We start from the raw sequence: 23,626 nt of genomic DNA on the forward strand, positions 1-23,626 counted from the left end.
AGGTCCGCCGGGTAGCCGGGCCCCTCGCGCAGAGCGAGCAGGAGCCGGGCGCGGACCGGGTCGGACAGGGCGTGACCGAAGCGGGCCAGGACCTGCCCGTGCGTCAGAGTCTCCACCAGCCGACAGTACATCATCTGGTGAATAAACAAGATGCTGAACTATTTGGTCTTGAGTCTTGACGCGGCGCGGATCAATCATCTTAGTATGCGCATGTGAGCATGATTTCCGATCTGATCGGCCAGCGCGACGATGCCGGCACCGTGAGGGAGACCCGCTGATGGGCCACGACCACGGCCACAGCCACCAGGTGACGGCGACCGGGCGGCACCGCCGAGCCCTGGCCGGCGTACTCATGGTGTCAGTGGTGATCTTCGGGGTTGAGGTCGTCGGTGCGGTCCTCACCGACAGCCTCGCGCTCCTGGCCGACGCGGGGCATGTGCTTGCCGACGCCGGCGGTGTCGCCCTCGCGCTCGGCGCGGCCATGCTCGCCGCCCGCCCGGCGACCGGGCGGCGCACCTTCGGCTGGGCGCGGGCGGAGATCCTCGCCGCCGCCGTCAACGGCCTGATCCTCGCCGGGATGGGCGTCTACGTCTTCGTCGAGGGCGCCCGGCGTCTGTTCGAACCGGTCGACGTGCGACCCGGCGGCATGGCCGTCTTCGCCGCGATCGGTCTGGTCGGCAACCTCGTCGGGGTGGCGTTGCTCTACCGGGCCCGCGACGCGAGCCTCAACATGCGCGGCGCGTTCCTCGAGGTTGCCACCGACACCGCCACCTCCGTCGGCGTCCTCGCCGCCGCCGCGGTCATCGCGGTGACCGGCTTCACCCGCGCCGACGCGATGGTGTCCCTGCTCATCGGCCTCGTCATCGCCCCCCGTGCGCTGCGGCTGCTGCGCGACGCGGTCAACATCCTGCTCGAAGCCGCCCCCGCCGAGGCCGACCTGGAACAGATCCGCCAGCACATCACCGACGTCGACCACGTCCTTGGCGTGCACGACCTGCACGTACACACAGTGACCTCGGGACTGCCCGTCCTCACCGCGCACGTCGTCGTCGACGACTCCTGCTTCCACGACGGCCACGCCCCACAACTGCTCGACGCCCTCCAGACCTGCCTGGCCGGGCACTTCGACGTCGAACACTCCACGTTCCAACTCGAACCGGCGGGCCACGCCGAGCACGAACACCCCACCCATCCCTGAACAGGGGAATCGAGGCCCCCCGGCCTGACCGGCACGCAAGCCGCTGCCACGCAACGGAGGCTCATGCGGCTCGTGGCAGGATGCGCCGGTGCGTCCTCGGCTGTTCCTCCTGTCCGCCGTGGCGGTGTGCGCCGCCGTCCATGTCGCAGGCGTCCTGACGGCCCGTCCGATCTGGCGTTACGCTCGAATCCGGTCTCTCCCTGAGTTGGCCTTCGTTGACCGTGGTGGTGGTGCTGCTCGTCGCGTGGCGCCACGGTGGCTGGCGTTGGCGGACGGCGGTGCCGGCCGTCGTGGGGGCAGTGCTGATCATCGGGTACGCGGCCGCTCGTGTCGTCGCCACCTGGCGTACCGCTGCCGCTGGACCTCCGCGAGCGAGCGCCACCGACGTGGCCGATCTGACGATGGCCGTGAGCATGGCGGTGGCCGAACTGACCGCATGCCTGCTGCTCGTCGTGGGCCTCGACGACTCATCCCGTCCGATGGGTGCCTCGCCGGCCAGCGCGTGAGAGGCGCTGCCGGGACGACGAGGTGCTGCACGAGATCGGCGATCGAGTCGGGTGGCGATGGGTGAACCTGTGGCGCGACACCGACTGGGTTGGCGGCTGGATATTCTCCGCCCACCGGACAGGCGCACCGGTCACCGTCGCCCACCACCCGGCGGCAACTGTGGACCACCGGCTACGAGATCCCGCCGTCGAACCAGAGCGGCTGCGGCCCTGTCCGCTTCCGGCGGGTGCACCAGTGACAGCGGACCGGTCACAGGGTGGCGAATCCGTCTCGCCAGGAGGGATAGGCCGGGACCCAGCCACGGTCCGTGCGGGCGAACTGACTGCTCGCTCCCCGCGCCCAGCCGTGCCGCTCGCCCACCGTCGACGCGGGTGCCGGGACCTGGGCCGCCGCGCAGAACGCGGGCACCCACTCCGAGGCGGCCGAGGGCTCGTCGTCGCAGACGTTGACCGCGCCGGTCGGCCACCGCAGAGCCGCGACCGCGGCGGCGACGGCGTCGTCGATATGCAGCAGGCTGCTCACGTCCGCGTCGGCGGGGACCCTCCCGGCGGCGGCGAACTGAGCCATCAGGCCGTCGCGGGCGTACCAGGTGCCCGGGCCGTAGAGCGTGCCGTACCGCAGCACGACCCACTCGGGCGCTTCCTGTACGGCGGATTCGAGCGCGGCGACACCTGCCACAGTGGTCTGTCGCGGCTCGGCGGCGTCGAGGTCGAGCGGGGTCTCTTCGGTCGCAGGAACGCCGGTCGAGGTACAGGTTGCGCTTGCGGAAGCCGGGCGCGTCGGCGGCGGGGCGGCCGTCGTGGACCACTGCGGGTGGCAGGACAGCGACATAGTCGGTGCCGCTCACCCCACACCGTATCGGTTGTCGAGGTCGTACCCCCGGCAACCGGGCGGTCGGGTGCCGTCGGCGTCAAGAACGTCCAAGACCGGCGCGGCGGCCCCGGGGGATGCTCGGTCCATGTCGATTACTCCCGCTCACCTGGCCGTCGTGAATCTGTCCGAGGCGCTGGCGTCGTTCGACGACGTCTACAGCCCGCGAATCGTGACTCGGACAAACGATTATGACGTGCGGATCGCCCACACCCGAGGCGAGCACGTCTGGCACGTCCACGAGGACACCGACGAGTTCTTCCTGGTCCTGGACGGCCAGTTCAATGTCGCCTACCGCGACGCGGCCGGGCAGGAACACACTGTCGTCCTGCGTCAGGGCGACACCTTCGTGGTTCCCAAGGGCACCGAGCACAAGCCGTCCTCGCCGGGCGGGTCGATTCTGATGTTCGAGCCGACCGGGACCTCCACCACCGGCGATCGCCACGAGGGTGCGGTTCCCGACCACGTGGACAGCACGGCGGGGAAGGCTCTGGCGACCCCGGGAAGGGGGCCCACCCCCCACGGCCCTGACGGTGTCCGCTACGACCGCTGGGTATCCACGCTGATGACGGCCCGTCTGCTCCTGCGGCCCTACCGGGAGTCAGAACTGCCGGCATTTCTCCTTCTGGCCCTTGATCCGGAGGTGACGCATCTTGTGGGCGACGGCGCCCCGTGGAGCCAGCAGCGCGCGGCTGACCGGTTTCACCGGGGCCGGGCCGCTCACGAACAGGGCAGCGGAGTGTGGCTCCAGGTGGCGGATCGCCACACCGACGAGCAGGTCGGCGTGGTGGCCGTCGAGCGTCGGGCGGACGACCTCGAGATCGGGGTCTGGATCACCCCCGCGCGGTGGTCGAACGGCTACGCCCGCGAAGCGCTCAGTGCCGTGCTCGGCCAGCTCCGGATCACCCGCGGCCTCGCGGGTCTTCCGATCGTTGCCGAGATCGACAGTCAGCACGTCCGGTCCTCGCAGCTCTTCCAATCCCTGGGCTTCCGGTTGGGAGGGCCGGGCATCGGCCGGTACGGCAATCGCGTCGATAGGTACGTCCTGGACGGTCATCGACTCCGCTGAGCAGGAACGGACGAGACGCCGACCAGTCGAGGCGCCGGGCCCGCTGCCTGTTGTCGGACGACCGACTGGCGGTGGGCCCGGCACCGTCGCCGTCAGCGGCCCTGTAGGCGCTTCACGTTGTCACCGAAGGTCCAGCCCTTCGACCCGTCCCAGTTCGCCGACCAGGTCATCAGGCCCTTGAGGCCGGGCACGGAGTTCCAGGCCTGTGTGACAAGCGACGTCGACAGGTGGCCGCCGCCCGCCCCGATCTGCGCGGGCAGGCCCGGGACCTGCTTGTCGTACGGCACGCGGATGGTGGTGCCCTGGATGGTGAGGCCGTTGTTCAGGCACTGCGTCTGCACAGTGAAGCCCTGCACGGTGCCCGCCGGGTACGAGTCGCCGGCGCAGCCGTACATGCTGCCGTTGTAGTACTGCATGTTCAGCCACCAGAGGCGGCCGTTGTCCACGTACCTCTTGATGATCGGCAGGTACGAGCCCCAGATCGAACCGTAGACCACACTGCCGCCGGTGACGTACGCCGTCTCCGGTGCCATGGTCAGGCCGAAGTTCGACGGCATCCGGGCCAGCACGCCGTCGATGATCCGGATCAGGTTGGCCTGCGACGTGGACAGGGTGTTGATGTTGCCGCTGCCGGTCAGGCCGGTCTCGATGTCGATGTCGATGCCGTCGAAGTGGTAGGCGGTCAGGATCGGCACGATCGTCGCGACGAACCGGTCGGCGACCGCGGTGGAGCTCAGGTCGATGCCCGCGGCGGCCCCGCCGATCGACATCAGGATGGTGGCGCCGGCCGCCTTCGCCTGGCACATCTCGGCCGGGGTGGCCACCTTCACGCCGGCGTCCATGCCGTTCTCCCAGAGGACCGTGCCGTCCGAGCGGATCACCGGGAACGCCGCGTTGATCACGTTGTAGCCGTGCTGGTTGAGCCGGCTGTCGGTGATCGGGATCCAGCCGAGGCCGGGGTGTACGCCGTTGGAGGCCCCGTCCCAGTTCTCCCAGTAGCCCTGCAACACCTTGCCGGTCGGTCGCGACTTCACCGCGCAGGTCCCACCGGTTGGCGGTGGCGTGGTGGGGGGAGCGGTGGTCGGTGGTGGCGTGGTGGGTGGCGGGGTCGTCGGTGGTGCCGTGGTGGGCGGTGGTGCCGTGGTGGGCGGCGGCGTGCTTCCCGAGCACGCGCCGAGGTCACGCCAGAGCGACGGGGTCGCGGCGGGGTTCCAGCCGGCGCCGGGGTGCGCGGTGTGGGTGACGAGCGCCTGGTAGAGCCGGCCGCCGTAGGTGACCTGGGCGCCCGCCTGGTAGGTGGGGCCTTCGGCCCAGGTCGGGGCGGTGCAGGCGACCATCGGGACGGCGTTGGCCGAGGGCACGGCCGCCATGCTGCTGGGGACGAAGGCGACGGCGGTCGCGACGGTCATCGCCGCCCCGGCTACCACTGCGAAAATCCGACGGCTTCTCATGGCTCACTCCCCAGGCATCGACGACCCGTGACCTCCACATATTGACGTCAGTGAGACTTAATAGCAAGGGTTGTTTACAGATCTCGGCTGATGGCCGCCCGCCGTGCCGTCAGCCCGGGCGGGTGACGATGGTCAGCGTCTTGCGGACGAACTCCAGTGCCTCGTCGCGCAGCGCCGGGGTCTCCGCCGAGACGATGAGGTAGCCGGCGCGTTCGGCACTCCAGGTCGCCGCCGGCACGACGTCACCGGGGTGCTTCCACCAACCGCACGCGACGAAGGCCGGGTGTGCCTCGATCTCGGCCATGCCCCGCATCTCGACGAGGATGCCGGCCGGCGCGACGGGGAGATAGCTCGCCGCGTACGCGACGGGGCCCGTCGGTGGCTCGGGTAGGGGCATCGCCATGGCGAGCCGGACGACCATCTCGAACCAGTCCAGGCCGTAGGTGAGGCTGAGCAGATCCATCAGGTAGTCGCCAGGGGTCCGGACGGCGACCTCCATCAGGGTCGGCCCGTCGGCGGCGAGCCGGAACTCAAGGTGCACGATGCCGGTACGCATGCCGAGGGCGGCCACCACCGCTGTGCAGAATTCCGTCACCTCGGCGGCGGCCTCGTGGTCGAGCTGGATGCCGGTGCGGTGCGCGATCTCGACGAAGTGGGGCGGCTCGGCGGTCTCCTTGGCAGTGAGGTTGGCCAGCCACACCCTGCCGTCGCTGAGCAGGGCTTCCCAGCTGTATTCGGGGCCGTCGACCGCCGTCTCCACCAGGAGCGGACCCTCGTGGTTTCGGCGTGCCACAGCGTCCTGGAAGGCGTCCAGGTCTTCGACGAGCTCCACGCCCTCGCTCCCCGCGGAGGACAGTGGCTTCACCACAACCGGCAGGCGGGCGGTGGCCCAGTCGCGCGCCGACTCCAGATCGTCGGTCATCAGATACTCGGGTTGGCGGATGCCCGCCGCCGCGAACAGGCCCCTCTGTAGAGCCTTGTTGCGGGAGAGGGTCGCGGCGTGCAGGGACGGGCCGGGGATGCCGAGCCGGTCCTGGAGCAGGGCCGCGCCGAGCACGTTGTTCTCGGTGAACGCCACCACTCCGGCCGGCCTGCGGTCCGCCGCGGCGGCCCAGGCTCCTTCGGCCCACTGCTCGTCGTGGTTGCCGGGGGCCACCCGGATGTGGTCGACGAGCCCGGTCGTGTCCGCGGCTCGCAACGCGCCCTCCACGGCCGCGACCCGCAGACCCAGCCGTCGCGCGGCGGCGAGGTAGGGCCTGCCCATGAAACCGACACCGACCAGCAACAGCTCAGACATGGCTGCCCGCCTCGGAGGCGGCCGTGACCTTGATCGAGGCGAACATGTCCCGCAGGAACTGGTCGAGCACGGCCGTGGGTGCCGGGCCGACGATACCGGCGATGGGCACGTCGTACTCGGCGTAGCTGAGGACCTGACTGACCGGCTCGTCCTCGGTGCGCTGCACCCAGCGCCAGGTCAGCGGGTTGTGCCGGAACTCGTCCGAGCCCTGGATCGCGCAGAACCTCCCGCCGAGGGTGTGGCCGGGGAAGATGAACCAGCCGTACCGGGCGTCCGGGCCGGCGTCACGGGCCTCGGGGGTGGGGACGCCGGGCGTCGAGAGAGCCCGCAGTTGCACCGACGGCATGTGTACGCCGGTCGCCAGCTCGAACGTGTCGGCCACGCCGGCCCCGCCGAACCTGCTGGCCACCTCCAGGAAGACCAGACCGTCGGGTGTCTCGATGCCTTCCAGGTGGAACAGGCTCGTGGTGATGCCGACGGCCCGTAGGCAGGCGGTGGTCCACTCCACGACGGCAGGCGGAGTGTCCGTCTGCACTGAGCCGAGCGGGCTGCCCTCGGCGTACCCGAGACAGCTGCCGACGTACCGGCTGGCCTGGAGCGTGACGGGTGTGCCGTCGACGGCCAGCCCGTCGACGTGGATGATCGGGCCGCCGACGAACTCCTCGATCTCGAAGCCGTTCGGGTCCGCGGCAGCGGGCAGGCCGTCCCGGCGTACGGCCGCAAGGGCTGCCTCGGCGGTGTCGAAGACGCGGACGTCCTGGCTGGAGGCGCCGTCGAGCGGCTTGAGGACTGTCCTGCCCGACCATGGGACGGCGGCTCCGGCGAGGGCCGAGGCCAGCGGGAGATAGCGCGGCACACGCAGACCCGCCCGGGACGCGGCGGCCTTCATCAGGACCTTGTCCCGGACGGGAAGCACGTCGGCCTCGCGCGGACCGGGCACGCCCAGCGCCTCCCGGATGCGGGCCGCCGCGATCAGGTCGAACTCGGACTGGGCGATCACCAGGTCGGGTCGCGGCTGGCCGGCGAGCGCCGCCACCACCTCGGCCTCCGTGGCGCCGGTGCCGGGCCGTTCGATCCGTGTGCCGGGCAGCCGCGCGGGCAGTGTGGCCATGCGCTCGGCCGTACCGATGAACGTCACCTCGTGAGCTTCGAAGTCGAGGCCATTCGCGTAGCGGATGATGTCATCGGTGATTCGGTGCAGGACCAGGATGCGCATGGGGATACCTCAGTTGAAGGACCAGCGGGAGCAACAGAACGGCGATGAGGACGGACCCGAGCACCGAGCCGAGCAGCACGGCCTGTGGGCCGTGCGCGGTGGCGAAGACGGCGACGACGAAACCCGAGACGGGCAGGGAGACCTGGTTCAGCAGGACGATGAGGCCGATCGTCTTGCCGAGGTGTTCGCGGGGGATGCGGCGAATTCGTTCGGCGCGGATGAAGACGTTGAGGATGCCGACAGTGCCGATCAGCAACGTGTAGCCGATGGCGAACTGCGTGAACGAGGTCGCCTGGCTGATCGCGAGCCCGCCCAGGCAGATGATCACGAACGTGCCCAGGATCGCGACCAGCGGGCTGATCCGCCGGGACAGTCGCGGGATGAAGAAGAAGATCAACAAGGAGAGCACGCCTTCGGCGAAGGACAGCACCCCGAAGTAGCGGTCGGGCTTGCCGAACGTGCCGGTGGTGATGGCGGCGCTGGTCGCCATGCCGACGCCGACCATGAGGTTCACCATCATCGTCAGCCCGACCAGGCCCACCATCGCGGGGAGCTTGAACAGGGTCCGCCCGCCCTCGGCCACCGAGGCCAGCACACCGCGTACCGTCGTGGGCTCCGCGTTGGTGACCGCACTGCTCAGGCTGCCGCGCAGCGTCAGGACGTTGAGTGCGGTGAGCGCGAACAGCACCCCGGTCACCAGCAGGAGGTCTGTCGTTCCCAGCAGTGTGGCCAGCACGACCGCGATGGCCGGGCCGAGCACAGTGCTCGCCTGCTCGGTGCCCTGGATGACGGACTGGGCCCGCACCATGTGCTCGGCGGGCACGAACCGGGGGAGCGTGGTCTCCATCGCGATGTACGCCTGGGCGCTGGCCAGCGACATGGACGCGGCGAGAACGCTCAGCGTCACCACCGTCGCGCCCGGCCACGTCAGGACGGCGGCGAAGGCGGCCGCGGCGAGCAACGCCCGGACCGTGTCGGCGACCAGATAGAGCCGGTAGCCGTCGACCCGGTCGGCGAGCACCCCGGCAACGGGGACGAAGATGACCCGTGGAAGCCACTCGACCAGGAAGACGAGCCCGCTCGCGGCGACACTGCCCGTGGTCTTGAAGACCAGCAGCGGAATGGCGAACAGCAGAAACTGGTCGGCGAGCGCGGCGACCCCCCGGCCGCCGACGAAGCGCACGATCTGGTGCGGCCGGATGTCGGTGGTCTGGGATTCTCTGCCGGTGACACGCAATGGCCCAGTCACCCAGAGATCCCCCGTCCGTCCATCGAGGAGAGTAACAGCGGCCCTTCGGCAGCGACAACCCCGTGCGAGGGGTACGCGGTGAGCAGACCGTGGCCGGTGGCGGGGTTCGGGCTCGCCCCGTCGCACTCGTCCCCGGTGATGGAACGGCCCCGCGTAACCGGCACACAGTCGGCCGTCAACGACTCCACCGTGGTCGGCCGGCCCTGCTGGATCGCCAGTGCCACCACGCCGGCGGCGTACGCCGTGGCACCTGACGTGCCGCTGGACACCAGCCAGCCGTCCTCCGCACCCGTACCGTCGTAGGCGCTGTTGCGGCGGTCGAACAGGCAGCCGGGCTGGGTCGGGAAGAGGATGTAGTTGCCGTTGGGCAACATGCCGCACGGGCCGGACACGTCCGGCACGGCCCGTCCGGGAAAGACCGCCGACCGGTAGCTGGAGGCGAGGTCGGCGGCCCGTAGCGCGCCGTCGGGGCCGATGTGCACCCCGCCGACGGTGATGACGCCGGGGGTGGCGACGGACTGGAACATCGCTGTCGGCCGGTCGGTCGAGCCGTTGCCCGCGGCGAACAGCACAGTGCAGCCCCGCCGGATCGCGTTGGCGACCTCGAGATGCAGATGGGGCTCCGAGCGCAGGGTGCCCCAGCTACAGGAGATGAGGTCGGGCTCCAACTGCACCGCCCGCTGGAACGCGGCGACGGGAAACGAGAAGCCCTCGGTGGCCATCTTGACCATCGTGAGGGACACGCCGGGCGCCACCGCCAGCAGCAACGCCGACATCGCGGTGCCGTGACCGCGTTCGTCGACCGCGGGATCGAGCTGCGGCAGTGCGGCGACGACGGAGGTCCGGTAACCGTGCCGCCGGTGGTGCGGGTGGTCGTAGAGACCGGTGTCCACCATGACGACCCGGACGCCCTGGCCGCGGACGCCGGCGGCGTGCAGCGCCTCGGCTCCGGCCACCCGGACCGCGTCGCCGGGAAGGCGGAGGTGGTGCCCGCTCCCGCGCACCGCCGGCGGCGACGCGGCCACCGTCAGCTCGAAGCCGGAACGCGGCGCCGAGACCGCGCTGATCAGGTCGGTGCACACCCGGGAGCGGAGCGGACCCTCGGCGACGAGTTCGTAGCGCGGGGAGTCGCGGATGTACTTGTTGCGCACCACTGTGACGGCGCTGCCGAAGACGTCCCGGAGCAGGGCCTGCGCACCGCTGACCGTCAGGCCCACGTCGGTGCGCGCCTCGATCGCGAGGCCCTCCCGGGTGAGCGCCTCGGCGACCCGGTCGACGGTGGCCGGCGCGGGAAGGAACTCCTCGACCGGGTGGCGGAGCAACTCGGCGGGATCGTCGGCGAGGACGCGCCCGGACGCCGCCCGGGGGACCACTGTCAGCACACCCCGCCGGGTGAACGCGGCGATCTCGTCATCGATCATCGGACGCCACCAGCTCGCGCAGGCGGCCCCTGTCGAGTTTGCCGGTCGGCGTCAGGCCGACGTCCCTCTCGTCGATCATGACGATCTCGGACGGGACCATGTACGGCGGCAACACCCGCGCCAGCTCGGCCGTCAGGTCCGTCTCGGCTCCGGGCCGGTCGGCGCCGAGGACGAAGAGGGTGATCGCCCGGCCGGCGACCCGGTGCCGGGTCACCACCGCGCAGCAGTCGACCACCCAGTCCACGGCGAGCGCGGCGGCCTCGACCTCGGAGGTGTGCACGAGGTTTCCGGCGATCTTCACGGCGTCGTCGCGGCGGCCGACGAAGACGAGCTGACCGTCGCCGGTACGCCGAACGAAGTCGCCGGACCGGTAGTACCGGATCTCCGGGGAGCCGCGCGTGATCAGCACCTGCTCGGTCTTCGCCGGCTCCGCGCAGTAGCCCAGCATGACCTGCGGGCCGCCGATGAGCAGCTCACCCGTGTCGCCGTCGGGCACCGGTCGCAGGTCGTCGTCGACGATCAGGACGTCGACGGCGGGCAGCGGGGTCCCGATCGGCAGGTACTCGTCGTCGTGGCTGGCGATGTCGTCGGTCACGTAGAGGGTGGCGCTGTGCGTGGTCTCGGTCGGGCCGTAGCCGTGCACATAGGTCAGACCCGGAAGCTTCTTGTCCATCTCCCGCAGCAGCGAGGTCGGACACGACTCGCCACCGAACCACAGACGCCGCAGCGAGCTCAGGTCGCGACGGCCGATGTCGCTGAACCGCCCGAGGAGCATCCGGATGACCGAGGGCACCAGCAACACGTCGGTGATGCGCCACCGTTCGCACGCCTGCGTGACCTGGCCGGCCATCGTCAGCCGGGGCAGCAGGTGCACGCTGCCGCCGACCAGGAAGGTGGAGTACAGATCGACAACCGACGCGTCGAAGAACAGCGGCGCCACGTTCAGGTACCGCATCCGTTCCTCGAAGCCGACCACCTCCTGGACGCCTTCGAGGAGGGCGCACACACTGCGGTGGCTGATCATGACGCCCTTCGGGCCGCCGGTCGACCCCGACGTGAAGATGACGTACGCCTGGTCGTCAGGCGTCCTGTCCCCGTACGCCGAGGGCCGGTAGTCGGCCTCGGCCCGCGTGTCCCAGGACTCACCGGCGACCACCACCCGGCCGGCCTCCGCCTCGGCGACCAGCCCGAGATGCCCCGGATGCGCCACCGTCACCGTCGGGCGGCACCTGGCGAACAGCAGGGCCGTCCGGGCCGGCGGCAACGACTCGTCGACGGGGACGTACCGCGCGCCGAGCCGAAGCGCCGCCAGCATGCAGACCACCGAGTCGATGGACTTGTCCAGCACCATCGCGACGGTGTCGTGCCGCCCGACGAGGGGAGTCAGCAGGTCGGTGAGCGCCTGGGTGCGCCGGGCCAGTGTCCGATAGGACACCTGCACGTTCGTGGCCAGGTCGACCACCGCCACGGCGTCGTCGTCGTGGCGGCGGTCGAGGACCTCGTCGACGAAGCGGAGCGGGTCGCCGGTCACCGGTCGGCCGTCTCGAGTTGCTGGCACACCGCCTCCAGCAGTTCCGGGAACGTGTCCAACTTCTGGTCGTAGGACCCGAAGTGGCCCATCCCCTCCATCAGGGTCAGGCGGCTGCCGGTCAGCCGGTGCAGCTCCCGGGCCACCTCGACGGGGACCCACGGATCGTCGGTCGAGTGGAACTGGACGATGAAGCGCTGGTTGCGCCTGATCGCCGCCCAGTCCCACGGCCTGTCGAAGAACCCACTGCGCCGTTCGAGTTCGAAGCCGCAGTCGGTGTGGTGCCCGGCCACCACGAAGGTGCCCAGCAGCGGCGCCGACTCCGCGTACCGCAGCGCGGTCAGGGCTCCCGACGAGTGCCCGACGATGACCGTCCGGTCGTCCGGCCGGATGACGTCGGTCAGGTAGGGCAGCCAGTACCGCATCCGACCCTTGATCGGGTCGGGAAAGGTCTGTGCCACCACGTTGTGGCCCCGAAGCTCGAGCTCCCGTTTGAGGTACGGGAACCAGATGCCGTCGATTGTCGCTCCGGCGTTGCCGTGCACCAGGACGACGCGGACCGCATCAGACATAGGAGTCGTCGTTGAGCTGGTCCTCGAGCATCGTCGCGAGCGAGCCGAGGGTGGCGAAGTGCTCCACCGTCAGCAGTTCCGGTTCGAGTTCGATGTCGTAGTACGACTCGAAGGCCAGCGTCAGCTCGATCATCTGGGTGGAGTTGAGGGAGAGCCCGCCGTTGAACAGGGGCGTGGTCGAGGTCAGCTCGACGTCGTGGTTCGGAAAGACCTCGGCCGCGATCTTCCGCAGGTCGTCCTCGATGTCCGCGTGGGTCTTCCGGTCGGCGGTCGTCACGTCAGCCCGCCTTCGGCGCGGCGCTGGCGTCGGCTGGCCGCGTAGCCAGCTTGGACTGGAGGAAGACCGGTGTCCGGGGGATGTTCATCTCGTCCTGGTGGAACGGGTTGCGCTTGTTCTTCAGGGAGAGGTACATGGTGCGGCGGGCCCGCGCTTTCTCCTCGTCGGAGTAGAAGAGGAAGGCGATGTTGCCGGCGTTCTCCCGGCCGACCTCGGTGAGGGTGATCGCCTCGTCGGTCTCGACCGCGTACCCGCTGGCCACCATCCAGTCGATCTCCCGGCGGTACTTCTCCAGGTTGGCGACGTCGGCCTTGCGGACGGTGCCGAAGACCGGGAAGAACACCATGACCCGGTTCTCCACCTCGTCCTCACTGCAGATCCGGCCCTGCTCGATGGGGATGATGCCGTCCTCGACATCCTTGATCCAGCGGTCCACGTTCGTGTGGTTGCGGTAGCTGCGCTCACCCATGTAGTTCTCGGCGGCCGGGCCGATGCCCAGTGTGTAACTCGCCCGGTAGCCGTTGCCTCCGCAGGCGTGGTCCAGCCCGATCGGGCCGGTCTCGTCCAGGTGGGTGAAGAAGTTGATCAGAAGCTGCCTGTCGTACCCGTAGTCGGCCAGGCTGTCCTTGATCAGGCGGTACTGGACCCGCTCGATGCTGCCGGACGGCAGCACGTCACTCACCTTGCCGGCCCGGATCTGCTTGTCGAGCCGGGTGCCCTCCCACTGGTTGAACCGGTACGTCTGGACGAAGCTGGGGCGCAGCTCGGCGCAGATGCCGTGGATGTCGGAGGCGAGGATCTCGTCGGTCTGGCCGGCGAGGTTGTACATGAGGTCCAGGGCGAAGGTCCGGATCCCGGCTTTGCGGATGTTCTCCGCGGTCTGGTAGACCTGCTCGACGGTGGCCTTGATGGTCAGCTTGCGCCGGATGTCCTCGTTGAGCGTCTGCACGCCGAACGAGATGCGGGTGATACCCAGCGACTTGAGCATCTCGATGTAGCCGTCCGTGGACAGGCCGAGCGGGCTGCCCTCCAGCGAGATCCCGTCGACCTCGCTCAGGTCGAACTCGCGGTGCACGGCCTGGATGATCGTCGCCATCGACTCCTGGTCGAGCGCCGACGGCGTACCCCCGCCGAACTGGACGTACTTGATCTTCGTGCCCTGGAAGTACGCCGAACGGGCGTTGCGCTCGATCTCCTTCACCATGGCCTTGACGAACCGCACCCGCTGCTCGCCCTGGTACTTCGCCGAGGACTCCTTGAAGCAGGCACAGAAGTTGCAGAACGCCTCGCAGAAGGGGATGTGGAAGTACAGCAGGATGTCCGTCTGCTGCGGGTGCGTCTGGCGGTCGAGGAAGGAGAAGTACTCCGCCTTCTCCTGCTCGGTGCGCAGCGCGTCCTGGAAGCCGCAGATCTTCGGGTAGAACCAGGTGACGTTCGTCCGCTTCTCCGGGCTCTCGAAGTCGTCCTTGAGGTAGAAGTTCGAGTCGAGACCGAGCATGAACGAGTTTTCGATGGTGGTGGTCATGTCTGTCGATCCCATCCCTTATGAGGCGGACTTCTTGCTGACGGAATTGGCGTCGCTCTGGTAGATGACCGGGTACTGCTGGCTCAGTTCGCCGTTGATCTGGATCCACTCGAACTTGTCCTCGGGCAGTTCGACGTCGGCCCAGATCGCCTCCGGCGGGCATTCGGCAACGCAGGCGTTGCAGTCGATGCACTCCTCCGGATTGATGTAGAGCATCTCCGGGCCCTCGTGGAAGCAGTTGACCGGGCAGACGTCCACGCAGTCGGTGTACTTGCAGCCGATGCAAGCATCGGTGACGACGTAGGCCATGATCTGGATCTCCTGATGGGTTGCGCCGCCGTGGTCAGGCGTTGACTGTGGAAACCTCGGTGAGTCGCCGCATCCAGCCGAACCGGTCGATCAGGTCGCCGCGGTGGACACCCTCGACCACCTCGCGGAGGTGCGACGCCACGGCGACGGTGCCGGGCAGTCGGTATTCCTCCCCGCGGTAGCCGAGGCCGTTGACGGACACGACACCCTCGATCGTCCCGGTGCCGAAACACTCGGTGATCCGGCCGTCGCTGATGCCCCGCAGCACCTCGGCCAACGGAACCGGCCGTTCGACGACAGTGGTCCCGGCATCACGCGCCAGCTTGATGATCGAGTCGCGGGTGATCCCCGGCCGCACGGTGCCGTCCAGGGACGGCGTGGTCAGGACGCCGTCGATGACGAAGAACGCGTTCATCGCGCCGACCTGCTGGACCCTGCGCTCCGGGTCGCCGCCGACCCACAGCACGTGGTGGTAGTCGTAGTTGGCGGCGATCTCCCGGGGGACCAGCCCCGGCCCGTTGTTGCCGACGGCGTTGATGTCGCCGGTGCCGCCCGGCCACGCCCGGACGTAGTTGTCGACAACCATCGCCCGCACCGGCAGCTCGGCCGGAGCCTGCCGTGTCAGCGGGCTGGCGACGATCGTGAACAGGCACTCCTCGGCGGGGGCGAGTTCGAGCGTCGAGCCGTTGCCGGCCAGCACGGAGTGCAGCAGCAGCGCCGACCCGGCCTCCGCCGGGACCCACGCCGCGTCCAGGTCCACAAGCCGGCGGATCGCGAGCCAGACGCGGTCGAAGTCCAGTTGCGGAAGGGCCATCCGCCGGGCTCCGTTGTTGAGCCGCTTGATGTGGCTGTCCGGGCGGTACACCGCGACGGACCCGTCGGTCATCCGGTAGGCCGCGAGGTCGTCGAACACCGCCTGCCCGTAGTTGAGGGCCGAGGACGTGGGCCGCACGGACGGCAGTCGGTCGCGGTCGGCGATGGTCGGGGCCTGCCACGACCGCCGCTTGCTCCACCGCATCGAGTACGCGTGGTCGGTGAGTGCGCTGCCCGGGCGCGTCGGCACGTCGGCCTCCGGCTTCGAGCGAGGTGCGGTCGTCGTCTCGACGACCAGATCGTTGTCCTTGCTCACGCTCAGTTGCCTTCCTTGTCGGATATATCGACCCGCACGTCGCGCAGCACGGTGCCGACCAGGTCCTCGACCCGGCCTGGAGCGCCGACGAAATACACCTGGGCGACCCGGTTGTGGAAGATGTCGTCGGGATCGAGCGCCGCACCGCGCTCGGCCTCGAAGACGATCCGTTCGAACTCGTCGGCGTCGAGGAACGGCTCGAGGCCGGACAGGGTGCCGGCGAAGGCGCCCGGCCGATCGGTGGTGACGAAGGCCAGCCCGGCACTCACCGACGAGACGGGCTCGTCTTCGTAACTGCCGCCGCGGGCCGCCGCAGCCGCCGCCAGGTAGAGGTCCACCCCCGGCCCCGCCATGACCAGTTCGGGGATGCAGTCGCCGGCCAGCCGGGCACCCACCTCGATCAGCACCGGCCGGCCGTCCGCGGCGATGCGGGTCTCGATGTGGAACGGCCCGACGGCGATGTCGAAGGCGGCGACCACCTGCGCGGCGAACTCGCGCAGCAGCCGTCCGTGCGGTGAGCTGTGCGGCGGTGTGGCGACGTGGCCCATCTCGAAGAACTGCGGCGGTGCGCTGACCAGCTTCGTGGTGATGCTGGCCAGATGCAGCCCGGCCGAGTCCACCCAACCCTCCAGGGAGAACTCGGGGCCGTCGACGTACTCCTCGACCAGGGCGACCCGCCGCGGATCGTTGTGGAACTTGACCTCGCCGTACCCGTGGATCTCCGCGCAGGCGCGTCGGTATTCGTCGGCGTCCCGGACGAGGCGCACCATCAGGCTGCCGCCCCAGTCGACGGGCTTGACGACCGCCGGGAACGCGAAGGGGCATTCGCCCACCTCGTCGGCCCGGATCGTGATCGATGCGGGGACGGCGATGCCGTGCTTGACGCAGCGCTCCCGCATGACGTCCTTCTGCCGGACGGCCTCGGCCGTGTCCTGGCTCAGCGCCGGCAGCCCGAGGGTGCGGGCCAGCTCGGCCGCCGCGCCGACGGCGTACTCGAAGCCCGCGATGACGCCGGTCGGCGTCACCCCCAGCCGGTCGACGACGTCGAGCAGAGCGGGCACGCCGTGATCCGGATGCCAGTCGACGACGCGCGCACCGGAGTGGACCTCCGCCGGCAGCAGGTCGGGGAACTGCGTCGGGATCAGGCACGGGACGCCGGCCGCCACCAGTCGGCTCGATAGCTGGATTCCGGCCGACAGCGGCTGGACGATGATCAACACGCCGGACCGGCCTTTCCCACGTGCAGGGTGAACACCATCGGCACCGGACCGAAGTTCTCCAGCGTGCGCAGCCCTTCGGCCCGTGCCGCCCGGTCGGTGGTCACGCAGGCGTCGAATTCCCCGGCCGCGCAGACGGCGGCGGCCACGGAGTTGCTGCTCGCGTACGAGATCGTGCCCCGATTCGTGACCAGGCAGCTGGGGGCGGGATGGGTGACGATGGTGCGGACGGACTCCTGGCCCGGACGCGCGGCGAGCACCATCTCGTACGTGTCCAGGATGAAGCTGTCGGCCATGGTGAGCCGATGCAGGTTGCCGAACACCAGGTCGTGCAGACGCGGGTAGACGGCACAGGCGAGGATCGCCTCGGTGCCGTCGAACGTCATGACGTCGAGCCCATCCTCGACCTCGGCGTGCAGGACCACCCGACCCGGGCGCTGTCGGTCGGCGAACCAGCGGTGCGCGGCCTTCTCCAGGTTCGTCCCCGTCGGCCCGAGGGTGTGGATGGTGGTGACGTGCGGCAGTGTGGTCGAGCCGGAACCCGCTGTGGAACGGCCGTTGGCGTCAGGCATCCGCCATCTCCCTTACTGTCGGTCGGTCGAGCTGTGCACGGATGCGAGGTCTTTGCGTACGCTCCGCAGCCATCCGTGGGTGTCCGGACGGATGCCGTGTTGGATCTCCATGAGCGTGTGCCGCACCCGGGCGGTCACCGCGCCTTCCTGGCCGCCGCCGATCAGCGCGTCGCCGTCTCCGTCGGCGATCCGGCCGACCGCCACGACCACCGCGGCCGTTCCGCAGGCGAACATCTCGACGAGTTGTCCGGAGCGGGCACCGGTCAGGACGGCGTCGATCGGGGTCGGCTCCTCCGCGACCGGAATGCCGAGATCGTCGGCCAGGGTGATGACGCAGTCGCGGGTCACGCCCCGCATGATCGTCCCCTGGCACGGCGGGGTGGTCAGTCGCACGCCGTGCGGCTCGTCGTCAGCGCGCCAGACGAAGAAGACGTTCATGCCGCTGAGCTCCTCGACCCAGCGAAACTCCAGGCCGTCGAGCCACAGCACTTCGTCGTACCCGCGCGCGTTGGCCTGCTTGCGGGTCAGCAGGCTGGCGGCGTAGTTGCCGGAACACTTCGCCTCGCCCACGCCGCCGCGTACCGCACGGACGGTGTCCGTCGAGGTCAGCACGGAGATCGGCGCGAAGGCCCGCCCGAAACACGGGTCGGCCGGATAGGCCAGGAAGGTGCACCGGTAGCGCCGGGAGTCACGCAGGCCGAGCGCGGACTCGGTCGCGATCATCAGCGGGCGCAGATAGAGGCCCTGCCCCGGCTCCCCGGGAAGCCACCTGTCGTCGGCGCGGACGAGGTCGGCGCAGGCGGCCAGGAACACAGAGGCCGGCATCTCGGCCATCGCCAGCCGCCGTGCCGATCGGGCCAAGCGGTGGGCATGGTCCGCGGGGCGGAACAGCGCGGCGGATCCGTCGGGCTGACGGAAAGCCTTCAGACCCTCGAAGACGCTCTGTCCATAGTGCAGCACGAGGGTGCCGGGATCCATGGTGATCGGGGCGTACGGTTCGAGGGAATGGTCGGACCAGCCGTGGTCGGACGACCAGTGGACGACGGCGGTGTGGTCGGTGTGGAAACGGCAGAAACCGGGATCGCGGAGGGCGGCGGCACTGTCGGTGGTGGTCACGGCCCCGTCAGACATGGACCTCACTGCCCCAGAGGCTCAGGGATGCCCGGGGGCCGCCGCACCTGTCCGTCTTGCTCGTCGGCTCCAGAAGCAGTCTCTCGTACAGGAAACTGGTGATCTTCTCGCGATAGGTCTCGTCGTCGGTGATCGCCTCGACGTCCTCGATCGTCCGGACGAGCTCCTTGGCCGAGGCGACGATCTCCGCCTTGCCGGCCAGCCTGCGCCGGCCGTCGTCGCCGACAGTGAACAGGCCGTGCTCGGCAAGCCAGGTGCCGAGGGCGAAGCCGGTGCCGGAGTCGAAGTTGCGCAACGGGCGCGGCTCGGCCGGGTAGCGGAAGAGCCGTTCCAGAATGATGTACTCGAAGATGACGTCGCCGTACGGCACCGACTCCTCGTGGCAGGCGATCGCCGATTTCAGATCGACCTTGAGCTCCTCGGCGAGACCGGTGCGCCACTTGGTCTTCAACGCCAGGTGCTGATCGAGGGGACGGGGGCCGGTGTGGTGGTAGTAGTCGTGCAGGTAGCCCCAGACGCAGCGAGCCTGATAGACGTCCTCCGGGTCGACGTCGGCCGACGTCAGCACCTTGGAATCGGCGAACGGGGAGTCGGCGCCACAGAGCCGGGCCACAATTTCCAACGTGCGGGCGTAGATGGTCGTGTGTCGGTTGAAGAAAAACCACGCGAACGACTGGTCCACTGTCGGCGTGGCCGTCGGAATGTTTTCCGGGAAGAAGACGACGCAGTTTCCGTCGCGCAGCCCAGGAGAAGCGGAAAGGAGTCGAGTCGACTGGAAAACCGCTTTGTCGTGCGGATAGCGGGATTGCAGCTCGGCGGTGCAGTCCGGGTCCTGGCGAACGACGGTGAATGCCTCGAGGAAGGCGCCGCGGGAGCCGTCGCCGTTCGGGAGGGTGACCGGCCCGACGAAGGCGGCGGCCTCCCCGTCGCGGGGTGCGGGAACGGTGTCACGTGTCGCATCGAAGGCCGGCTTCTCCAGGAAACCGGAGTCTGACCAGGCCCGCAGGTCGTGGACGGTGGCTTCGATCTGGCTCGCCGGCATCAGCGGGTCGAGCTGCTCGACGTCGCGGCAGAGCTGGTCGAGCTGCGCGGTCGCCTGGTCGCCGTCGCCGCGGATCTGGGCTGCGCGGATCAGGCCGACCACCGGCACTATGCGACGCTCGAATTCCAGGATCTGAGAGAGCGTGCGTGGCTCCACATTATCCTCTCGGTAGCATCGATGCCGTCTCGGCACCCACCCGTGATGCACCCCGAAGTTTGTGCGAAAGTAGCCCATCCCCCCGAGGAACCGCTTGATCAGAATCTTCCGGCGCGGCCCCGGCTCGGTCAAACGGCTCTCGCTATCTGGGATATAGATGGCAATGTCTCGCCAGAATTGCTGATCTTGACTGCCTCTTGTTTTGCCCGATTGTGCTGCAATTATCTGTTCATGGTCACGATCGAACCTTCGTGCCGATTAGCCAAAAGTCATTAATGCGGCATCGGCCGTCAATCAAATGATATGAGGCCGTATGTCCAACTTGGACGGGCAGATAAATGGAGGCGGCTCAGGACGGACGGCCGACACCCGCGACGAAGGCATAGGCCAAATGCCGGCTGTGCGTCAGGGTGATCAGCCAGGAATGGACACCTGCCGCTTCGGCGAGCGTCGCCGCACGCCCGGCCAGGGCCAGTGCCGGCTGCCCGGACTGACGGCGGACCACCTCGATCTCCCGCAGGCCCGCCCCGCTGAGGCCGGTCCCGAAGGCCTTCAACACCGCCTCCTTGGCGGCGAAACGGACGGCGAAACGTTCCGCCGGGTCGCGCACGAGCAGGCAGTAGGCGCGTTCTGCCGGGGTGAAGTGCCGCTCCGCGAAGCGGGGCTGCCGGGCCAGCAGCGCCCGGACGTCGTCGACGTCGACGAGGTCGGTGCCCGCACACACGACCACCCGGCCCAGCACCTGACGGGCGGCGTCGGCGGCGGCCGCGGCGATCCGCTCGTCACCCTGGCTCACTGCCGCGCCGCCCCTCCGGGTCGCTGAGGTCTGTCTACGATCGGCGACAATACGATCGGTATTCTCCACCTGTCATCTGACAAATTTTCCCCTGCGTGTTCGTTCTCGGTGACCTGAGCGCTCAGGGACGCGGACAGTGAGAGGACCCGGCCATGACTCTGTCGTTCCCGTTGCAGCAGAACCCGAGCCCGGCGAGCGCCCAGCAGCGAGCCGAGATCATGGCGAATCCGGGGTTCGGCAGGTACTTCACCGACCACATGGCACGGGCGGTGTGGAGGCCGGAGGGCGGCTGGCAGGACTCCGAGGTCATCCCCTTCGGCCCGATCCTCATGCACCCCGCGGCGGCCGTGCTGCACTACGCGCAGGAGATCTTCGAGGGGATGAAGGCGTACCGGCACCGGGACGGCTCGATCTGGTCGTTCCGGCCGCACGCCAACGGCGAGCGCTTCGCCCGTTCCGCCCGGCGGCTGGCACTGCCCGAGTTGCCGGTGCCGGACTTCATGGCCTCGGTCGAGGCACTGGTCCGCGCCGACCAGGTGTGGGTGCCGGATCAGGACGAGTACAGCGTCTACCTGCGGCCGTTCATGTTCGCGTCCGAGCCGTTCCTGGGGGTCCGCCCGGCGCAGGAGATCACCTACATGGTGCTCGCCTGCCCGGTCGGCGCGTACTTCTCCGGTGGCGTCAAGCCGGTCTCCATCTGGCTCTCCACCCACTACACCCGGGCGGCGCGGGGCGGCACGGGCGAGGCGAAGTGCGGCGGCAACTACGCCTCCAGCCTGGCGCCCATGGTCGAGGCCGCCGAGCACGGCTGTGAGCAGGTCTGTTTCCTGGACGCCGCCGAGGGCCGCTACGTGGAGGAACTCGGCGGCATGAACCTCTACTTCATCACCGCCGACGGCAAGATCATCACTCCGGCACTCGGCACGATCCTCGAGGGCGTCACCCGGGGGTCGATCCTCGTCCTCGCCAAGGATCTCGGCCTGGAGGTCGAGGAGCGCCCGGTGGAGATCAGGGAATGGCAGGAGGGCGTCGCGTCCGGCGCGATCACCGAGGTCTTCGCGTGTGGCACCGGCGCCGTGGTCACGCCGGTCGGGCGCCTGGTCTGGGAGGGCGGCGAGGTGACGGCCCCGAAGGCCGGCGCCGAGGACTCGGTGACCATGCGGGTGCGCCGCCATCTGCTCGACATCCAGTACGGCCGGGCCGCCGACCCGTACGGCTGGATGACCCGCCTCGTGTGACGACGAACGTCCGCGGCTGGCTCGTCCGCACCGCCCGACCCCGGCCGCCGAAATTCCCGGAGAACATTTCCGGGTGGGCGGCAACCTCCGGGCAGCGGATCGCGTGTACCCGGATGTAAGCGACGATCGCCACGATCCACAGGGGTCCGGATTATGTCTGCGCGTCCTCTTCCGGCTGCTGCCCCCGCTGGGGATACCAAGGCGGCCACAAGTGCCGCCCACCGTCGACCGAGCCGCCACACTCGCCCGACTGCTCCGGCTCCACCAACCCGTACCGCCACGCGCCGCATGACCTGCGCCCGCCTCTCATGGGGCGGGCGCAGCCCTCTAGGCTTCCGATCCCGTCCCGCTCAGCTCGTGACCGTCGCTGTCGGTCGGCAACGCGAACCACGAGATCGGGCAGCATCCACCGTGGGTTGCGCGGCACACCCGGAAGCACCCGGTCGACGGCTTGATGAACGTGGTGCCGGCCTCCTGGCGTCCGGAGCACGGTTCGACCTGACCACACGTCACGCACTCTCCGGTCGGTCGGACTGTCAGGTGGCGTTCAAGTTCCGCCTGGGCTCGTTCGACCTCTTCCAGTGCCACACTTGCGAGGTAGGTCGTGCTCACATCGACCTCGACGTTGGCGTGACGCGCCATGAAGTCAGATTAATGTTTCCGTTCACGTAATCCTGCTTCCCGGCCTCGATCTCGTCGCCCAGCTATTACGGATCCGGCCAGGTCGAGCGCTACGGAAAGTTGATCACTCGCCGTTGCTGGCAGGTAGCCCTGGTCTAACCCGCTCGCCTTCAACAAGGGACGTAGCGTCCCGTGGCTATCGGCCGCGACAGCCGAGTGATTGATGAGGTCGCGCGCCGCGTTCGCGTCCTCGTCGTGAACAGCATCTGCCACCAGTTGTTTGGTGAGGCCATCTACGACGTCGATTGGCAGGTCCACCGAGAGGTCCAGGGCCGCCAGTCCGAGGCGAACGCGAAAGACGGTTAACCCGGTGGTTCGTGGTACGACTGACACTCGCTCGATGAGGTCAGCGTGGTTGACGTGGGTGCGACCCGCAGCCAGTTCCTGCCAGCTCTTGAGGAGCCCATGCACCGCTTGCTCCCACGGCGTTTCGACCTTGGTGGCCGTGAGGAGAGCCGCTGCTGACGGCCCTTCGTCCCGCAGGAGGTGAGCAACGACCGCGACCTGTCGTCCGTCAAGGAGGGTAGGCCCGATTCCGTCGTATCGGCGCACATGGGTCGCAGCGTCGTCCCACCGTCCGGCGAGGGCGAGGGCGCGAGTTCCGTCGGAGAGCAGTGTGTCGCGCAGCCAACTCCTGATCTGATTTAGTTCTTCGTGGTCGGTGGGAAGGTGGCGAGGATGGATCTCCAGATCGTCCAGAAGAGCGTGAGTGCCGCCGACGATGGCCGCGTGCAGGTGGGTGAGTAGGCGGTACGCGCCCTCGCCGTCGCCTTCACGAATGCGGAGGCGAGCGAGGTTGACGACTGGTTCGAGAGCGAAGCGGGCCGTGTAGCCGTTCAGCGGGGCTTGGTTGAGGTAGAGGCGTGCGTGGCGGCGGCACCAGGTGCGGGCAAGGTGGGGGTCTCCGCAGTCGGAGGCGATGAGGGCGGCCCCGTTGAAGACCATGGACGCCTTGTCCGGATCGCTCTCGCGGTGTGCGGTCTCGGTGAGCCTGACGAGCCGGTCTACCCGAGCGTCCAGAGGTTTGGCGGGCGGTCGTTTGCGGGCGACAAGAGGGAAGCGGCCGGCGATGGTGGCGGCAAGAGACGGAGTCATGGTGTCCTCATCTGCTGCGTAAGGGCCGCATGGTGGCAACAAGGTGCTGCGCTCGTCCCTGGAACGCCGGAGCGGGACAG

General features: G+C 69.1%; 23 protein-coding genes and 1 pseudogene. 4 read left to right on the plus strand and 20 right to left on the minus strand.

Annotated elements, in window-relative coordinates; all coding sequences use genetic code 11:
* A pseudogene (locus tag AB0A95_RS29240) lies at positions 1 to 131 on the minus strand (transcriptional regulator); the annotation flags it as partial.
* Positions 132 to 277: 146 nt separating this feature from the next.
* Between AB0A95_RS29240 and AB0A95_RS29245 the strand changes: the two are divergent.
* Together AB0A95_RS29245 and AB0A95_RS29250 are read left to right on the plus strand one after the other, a co-directional pair.
* Complete coding sequence (locus AB0A95_RS29245; protein ID WP_357558953.1) at positions 278 to 1,198, plus strand: cation diffusion facilitator family transporter; 921 nt, start codon at positions 278 to 280, stop codon at positions 1,196 to 1,198.
* A gap of 215 nt (positions 1,199 to 1,413) precedes the next feature.
* Positions 1,414 to 1,704: a hypothetical protein gene (locus AB0A95_RS29250; protein ID WP_357558954.1), complete on the plus strand. Its 291-nt coding sequence runs from the start codon at positions 1,414 to 1,416 to the stop codon at positions 1,702 to 1,704.
* A 250-nt stretch (positions 1,705 to 1,954) separates the two neighbouring features.
* Here the strand turns inward: AB0A95_RS29250 and AB0A95_RS29255 are convergent, their stop codons facing one another.
* Positions 1,955 to 2,383, minus strand: a complete 429-nt coding sequence (locus AB0A95_RS29255; protein WP_357558955.1) for a hypothetical protein — start codon at positions 2,381 to 2,383, stop codon at positions 1,955 to 1,957.
* 280 nt (positions 2,384 to 2,663) lie between these two features.
* Between AB0A95_RS29255 and AB0A95_RS29260 the strand changes: the two genes are divergently transcribed.
* Entirely contained in the window at positions 2,664 to 3,644 is a 981-nt protein-coding gene (locus tag AB0A95_RS29260) for a GNAT family N-acetyltransferase (protein WP_357558956.1), read from the plus strand.
* Between the two features lie 92 nt (positions 3,645 to 3,736).
* Here AB0A95_RS29260 and AB0A95_RS29265 read toward each other — a convergent pair whose 3' ends face one another.
* The 16 genes from AB0A95_RS29265 to acpS all read right to left on the minus strand — a co-directional run bounded on the left by AB0A95_RS29265 (position 3,737) and on the right by acpS (position 20,532).
* A complete protein-coding gene (locus tag AB0A95_RS29265) occupies positions 3,737 to 5,095 on the minus strand; it encodes a glycosyl hydrolase family 18 protein (protein ID WP_357558957.1) in 1,359 nt (452 codons plus the stop codon).
* 109 nt (positions 5,096 to 5,204) lie between these two features.
* Positions 5,205 to 6,392: an ATP-grasp domain-containing protein gene (locus tag AB0A95_RS29270; RefSeq protein WP_357558958.1), complete on the minus strand. Its 1,188-nt coding sequence runs from the start codon at positions 6,390 to 6,392 to the stop codon at positions 5,205 to 5,207.
* A complete protein-coding gene (locus AB0A95_RS29275; RefSeq protein WP_357558959.1) occupies positions 6,385 to 7,608 on the minus strand; it encodes a hypothetical protein in 1,224 nt (407 codons plus the stop codon). Before AB0A95_RS29275 ends, AB0A95_RS29270 begins: the two co-directional genes overlap by 8 nt.
* Positions 7,574 to 8,857 carry an MFS transporter gene (locus tag AB0A95_RS29280; protein WP_357558960.1) on the minus strand — a complete coding sequence of 428 codons (1,284 nt, stop codon included), beginning with the start codon at positions 8,855 to 8,857 and terminating at the stop codon, positions 7,574 to 7,576. The genes AB0A95_RS29275 and AB0A95_RS29280 overlap by 35 nt, the downstream gene beginning before the upstream one ends.
* A complete protein-coding gene (locus tag AB0A95_RS29285) occupies positions 8,854 to 10,278 on the minus strand; it encodes a S8 family serine peptidase (RefSeq protein ID WP_357558961.1) in 1,425 nt (474 codons plus the stop codon). The genes AB0A95_RS29280 and AB0A95_RS29285 overlap by 4 nt, the downstream gene beginning before the upstream one ends.
* Positions 10,268 to 11,836 carry an amino acid adenylation domain-containing protein gene (locus AB0A95_RS29290; protein WP_357558962.1) on the minus strand — a complete coding sequence of 523 codons (1,569 nt, stop codon included), beginning with the start codon at positions 11,834 to 11,836 and terminating at the stop codon, positions 10,268 to 10,270. The genes AB0A95_RS29285 and AB0A95_RS29290 overlap by 11 nt, the downstream gene beginning before the upstream one ends.
* A complete protein-coding gene (locus tag AB0A95_RS29295) occupies positions 11,806 to 12,378 on the minus strand; it encodes an alpha/beta hydrolase (protein ID WP_357558963.1) in 573 nt (190 codons plus the stop codon). The genes AB0A95_RS29290 and AB0A95_RS29295 overlap by 31 nt, the downstream gene beginning before the upstream one ends.
* Positions 12,371 to 12,655 carry an acyl carrier protein gene (locus AB0A95_RS29300; protein ID WP_357558964.1) on the minus strand — a complete coding sequence of 95 codons (285 nt, stop codon included), beginning with the start codon at positions 12,653 to 12,655 and terminating at the stop codon, positions 12,371 to 12,373. Before AB0A95_RS29300 ends, AB0A95_RS29295 begins: the two co-directional genes overlap by 8 nt.
* Position 12,656: 1 nt before the next feature.
* Complete coding sequence (locus tag AB0A95_RS29305; RefSeq protein WP_357558965.1) at positions 12,657 to 14,180, minus strand: radical SAM protein; 1,524 nt, start codon at positions 14,178 to 14,180, stop codon at positions 12,657 to 12,659.
* An 18-nt stretch (positions 14,181 to 14,198) separates the two neighbouring features.
* Complete coding sequence (locus AB0A95_RS29310; RefSeq protein WP_357558966.1) at positions 14,199 to 14,489, minus strand: ferredoxin family protein; 291 nt, start codon at positions 14,487 to 14,489, stop codon at positions 14,199 to 14,201.
* A 34-nt stretch (positions 14,490 to 14,523) separates the two neighbouring features.
* Positions 14,524 to 15,618: an aminotransferase class IV gene (locus AB0A95_RS29315; RefSeq protein WP_357558967.1), complete on the minus strand. Its 1,095-nt coding sequence runs from the start codon at positions 15,616 to 15,618 to the stop codon at positions 14,524 to 14,526.
* A 2-nt stretch (positions 15,619 to 15,620) separates the two neighbouring features.
* Positions 15,621 to 16,838 carry an ATP-grasp domain-containing protein gene (locus AB0A95_RS29320; protein ID WP_357558968.1) on the minus strand — a complete coding sequence of 406 codons (1,218 nt, stop codon included), beginning with the start codon at positions 16,836 to 16,838 and terminating at the stop codon, positions 15,621 to 15,623.
* Positions 16,832 to 17,407, minus strand: a complete 576-nt coding sequence (locus AB0A95_RS29325; RefSeq protein WP_357558969.1) for a hypothetical protein — start codon at positions 17,405 to 17,407, stop codon at positions 16,832 to 16,834. Before AB0A95_RS29325 ends, AB0A95_RS29320 begins: the two co-directional genes overlap by 7 nt.
* Before the next feature lie 12 nt (positions 17,408 to 17,419).
* On the minus strand, positions 17,420 to 18,538 hold the full coding sequence (locus tag AB0A95_RS29330) for a branched-chain amino acid aminotransferase (protein ID WP_357558970.1): 1,119 nt from the start codon (positions 18,536 to 18,538) through the stop codon (positions 17,420 to 17,422).
* Positions 18,531 to 19,868 carry a DUF6421 family protein gene (locus AB0A95_RS29335; protein ID WP_357558971.1) on the minus strand — a complete coding sequence of 446 codons (1,338 nt, stop codon included), beginning with the start codon at positions 19,866 to 19,868 and terminating at the stop codon, positions 18,531 to 18,533. The genes AB0A95_RS29330 and AB0A95_RS29335 overlap by 8 nt, the downstream gene beginning before the upstream one ends.
* Before the next feature lie 217 nt (positions 19,869 to 20,085).
* Positions 20,086 to 20,532, minus strand: a complete 447-nt coding sequence (gene acpS / locus AB0A95_RS29340) for a holo-ACP synthase (protein WP_357558972.1) — start codon at positions 20,530 to 20,532, stop codon at positions 20,086 to 20,088.
* Between the two features lie 152 nt (positions 20,533 to 20,684).
* On the opposite strand from acpS, the gene AB0A95_RS29345 reads away from it, so the two are divergent.
* Positions 20,685 to 21,770: a branched-chain amino acid aminotransferase gene (locus AB0A95_RS29345; RefSeq protein WP_357558973.1), complete on the plus strand. Its 1,086-nt coding sequence runs from the start codon at positions 20,685 to 20,687 to the stop codon at positions 21,768 to 21,770.
* Between the two features lie 327 nt (positions 21,771 to 22,097).
* On the opposite strand, the gene AB0A95_RS29350 is transcribed toward AB0A95_RS29345, so the two are convergent.
* Together AB0A95_RS29350 and AB0A95_RS29355 are read right to left on the minus strand one after the other, a co-directional pair.
* On the minus strand, positions 22,098 to 22,412 hold the full coding sequence (locus tag AB0A95_RS29350) for a hypothetical protein (protein WP_357558974.1): 315 nt from the start codon (positions 22,410 to 22,412) through the stop codon (positions 22,098 to 22,100).
* 9 nt (positions 22,413 to 22,421) lie between these two features.
* Positions 22,422 to 23,546: a hypothetical protein gene (locus AB0A95_RS29355; RefSeq protein WP_357558975.1), complete on the minus strand. Its 1,125-nt coding sequence runs from the start codon at positions 23,544 to 23,546 to the stop codon at positions 22,422 to 22,424.
* Between the last annotated feature and the right edge of the window lie 80 nt (positions 23,547 to 23,626).

The organism is Micromonospora sp. NPDC049230, from assembly GCF_040647875.1.
Classification (GTDB): Bacteria; Actinomycetota; Actinomycetes; order Mycobacteriales; family Micromonosporaceae; genus Micromonospora.

What these genes read in the sequence shown, in the direction of transcription:
- AB0A95_RS29245 (WP_357558953.1), top strand. Translation starts at nt 278, where the DNA reads ATGGGCCACGACCACGGCCACAGCCACCAGGTGACGGCGACCGGGCGG.
- AB0A95_RS29305 (WP_357558965.1), bottom strand. Translation starts at nt 14,180, where the DNA reads ATGACCACCACCATCGAAAACTCGTTCATGCTCGGTCTCGACTCGAAC.
- AB0A95_RS29345 (WP_357558973.1), top strand. Translation starts at nt 20,685, where the DNA reads ATGACTCTGTCGTTCCCGTTGCAGCAGAACCCGAGCCCGGCGAGCGCC.
- AB0A95_RS29265 (WP_357558957.1), bottom strand. Translation starts at nt 5,095, where the DNA reads ATGAGAAGCCGTCGGATTTTCGCAGTGGTAGCCGGGGCGGCGATGACC.
- AB0A95_RS29275 (WP_357558959.1), bottom strand. Translation starts at nt 7,608, where the DNA reads ATGCGCATCCTGGTCCTGCACCGAATCACCGATGACATCATCCGCTAC.
- AB0A95_RS29355 (WP_357558975.1), bottom strand. Translation starts at nt 23,546, where the DNA reads ATGACTCCGTCTCTTGCCGCCACCATCGCCGGCCGCTTCCCTCTTGTC.
- AB0A95_RS29330 (WP_357558970.1), bottom strand. Translation starts at nt 18,538, where the DNA reads ATGTCTGACGGGGCCGTGACCACCACCGACAGTGCCGCCGCCCTCCGC.
- AB0A95_RS29325 (WP_357558969.1), bottom strand. Translation starts at nt 17,407, where the DNA reads ATGCCTGACGCCAACGGCCGTTCCACAGCGGGTTCCGGCTCGACCACA.
- AB0A95_RS29350 (WP_357558974.1), bottom strand. Translation starts at nt 22,412, where the DNA reads ATGGCGCGTCACGCCAACGTCGAGGTCGATGTGAGCACGACCTACCTC.
- AB0A95_RS29310 (WP_357558966.1), bottom strand. Translation starts at nt 14,489, where the DNA reads ATGGCCTACGTCGTCACCGATGCTTGCATCGGCTGCAAGTACACCGAC.
- AB0A95_RS29295 (WP_357558963.1), bottom strand. Translation starts at nt 12,378, where the DNA reads ATGTCTGATGCGGTCCGCGTCGTCCTGGTGCACGGCAACGCCGGAGCG.
- AB0A95_RS29270 (WP_357558958.1), bottom strand. Translation starts at nt 6,392, where the DNA reads ATGTCTGAGCTGTTGCTGGTCGGTGTCGGTTTCATGGGCAGGCCCTAC.
- AB0A95_RS29285 (WP_357558961.1), bottom strand. Translation starts at nt 10,278, where the DNA reads ATGATCGATGACGAGATCGCCGCGTTCACCCGGCGGGGTGTGCTGACA.
- AB0A95_RS29260 (WP_357558956.1), top strand. Translation starts at nt 2,664, where the DNA reads ATGTCGATTACTCCCGCTCACCTGGCCGTCGTGAATCTGTCCGAGGCG.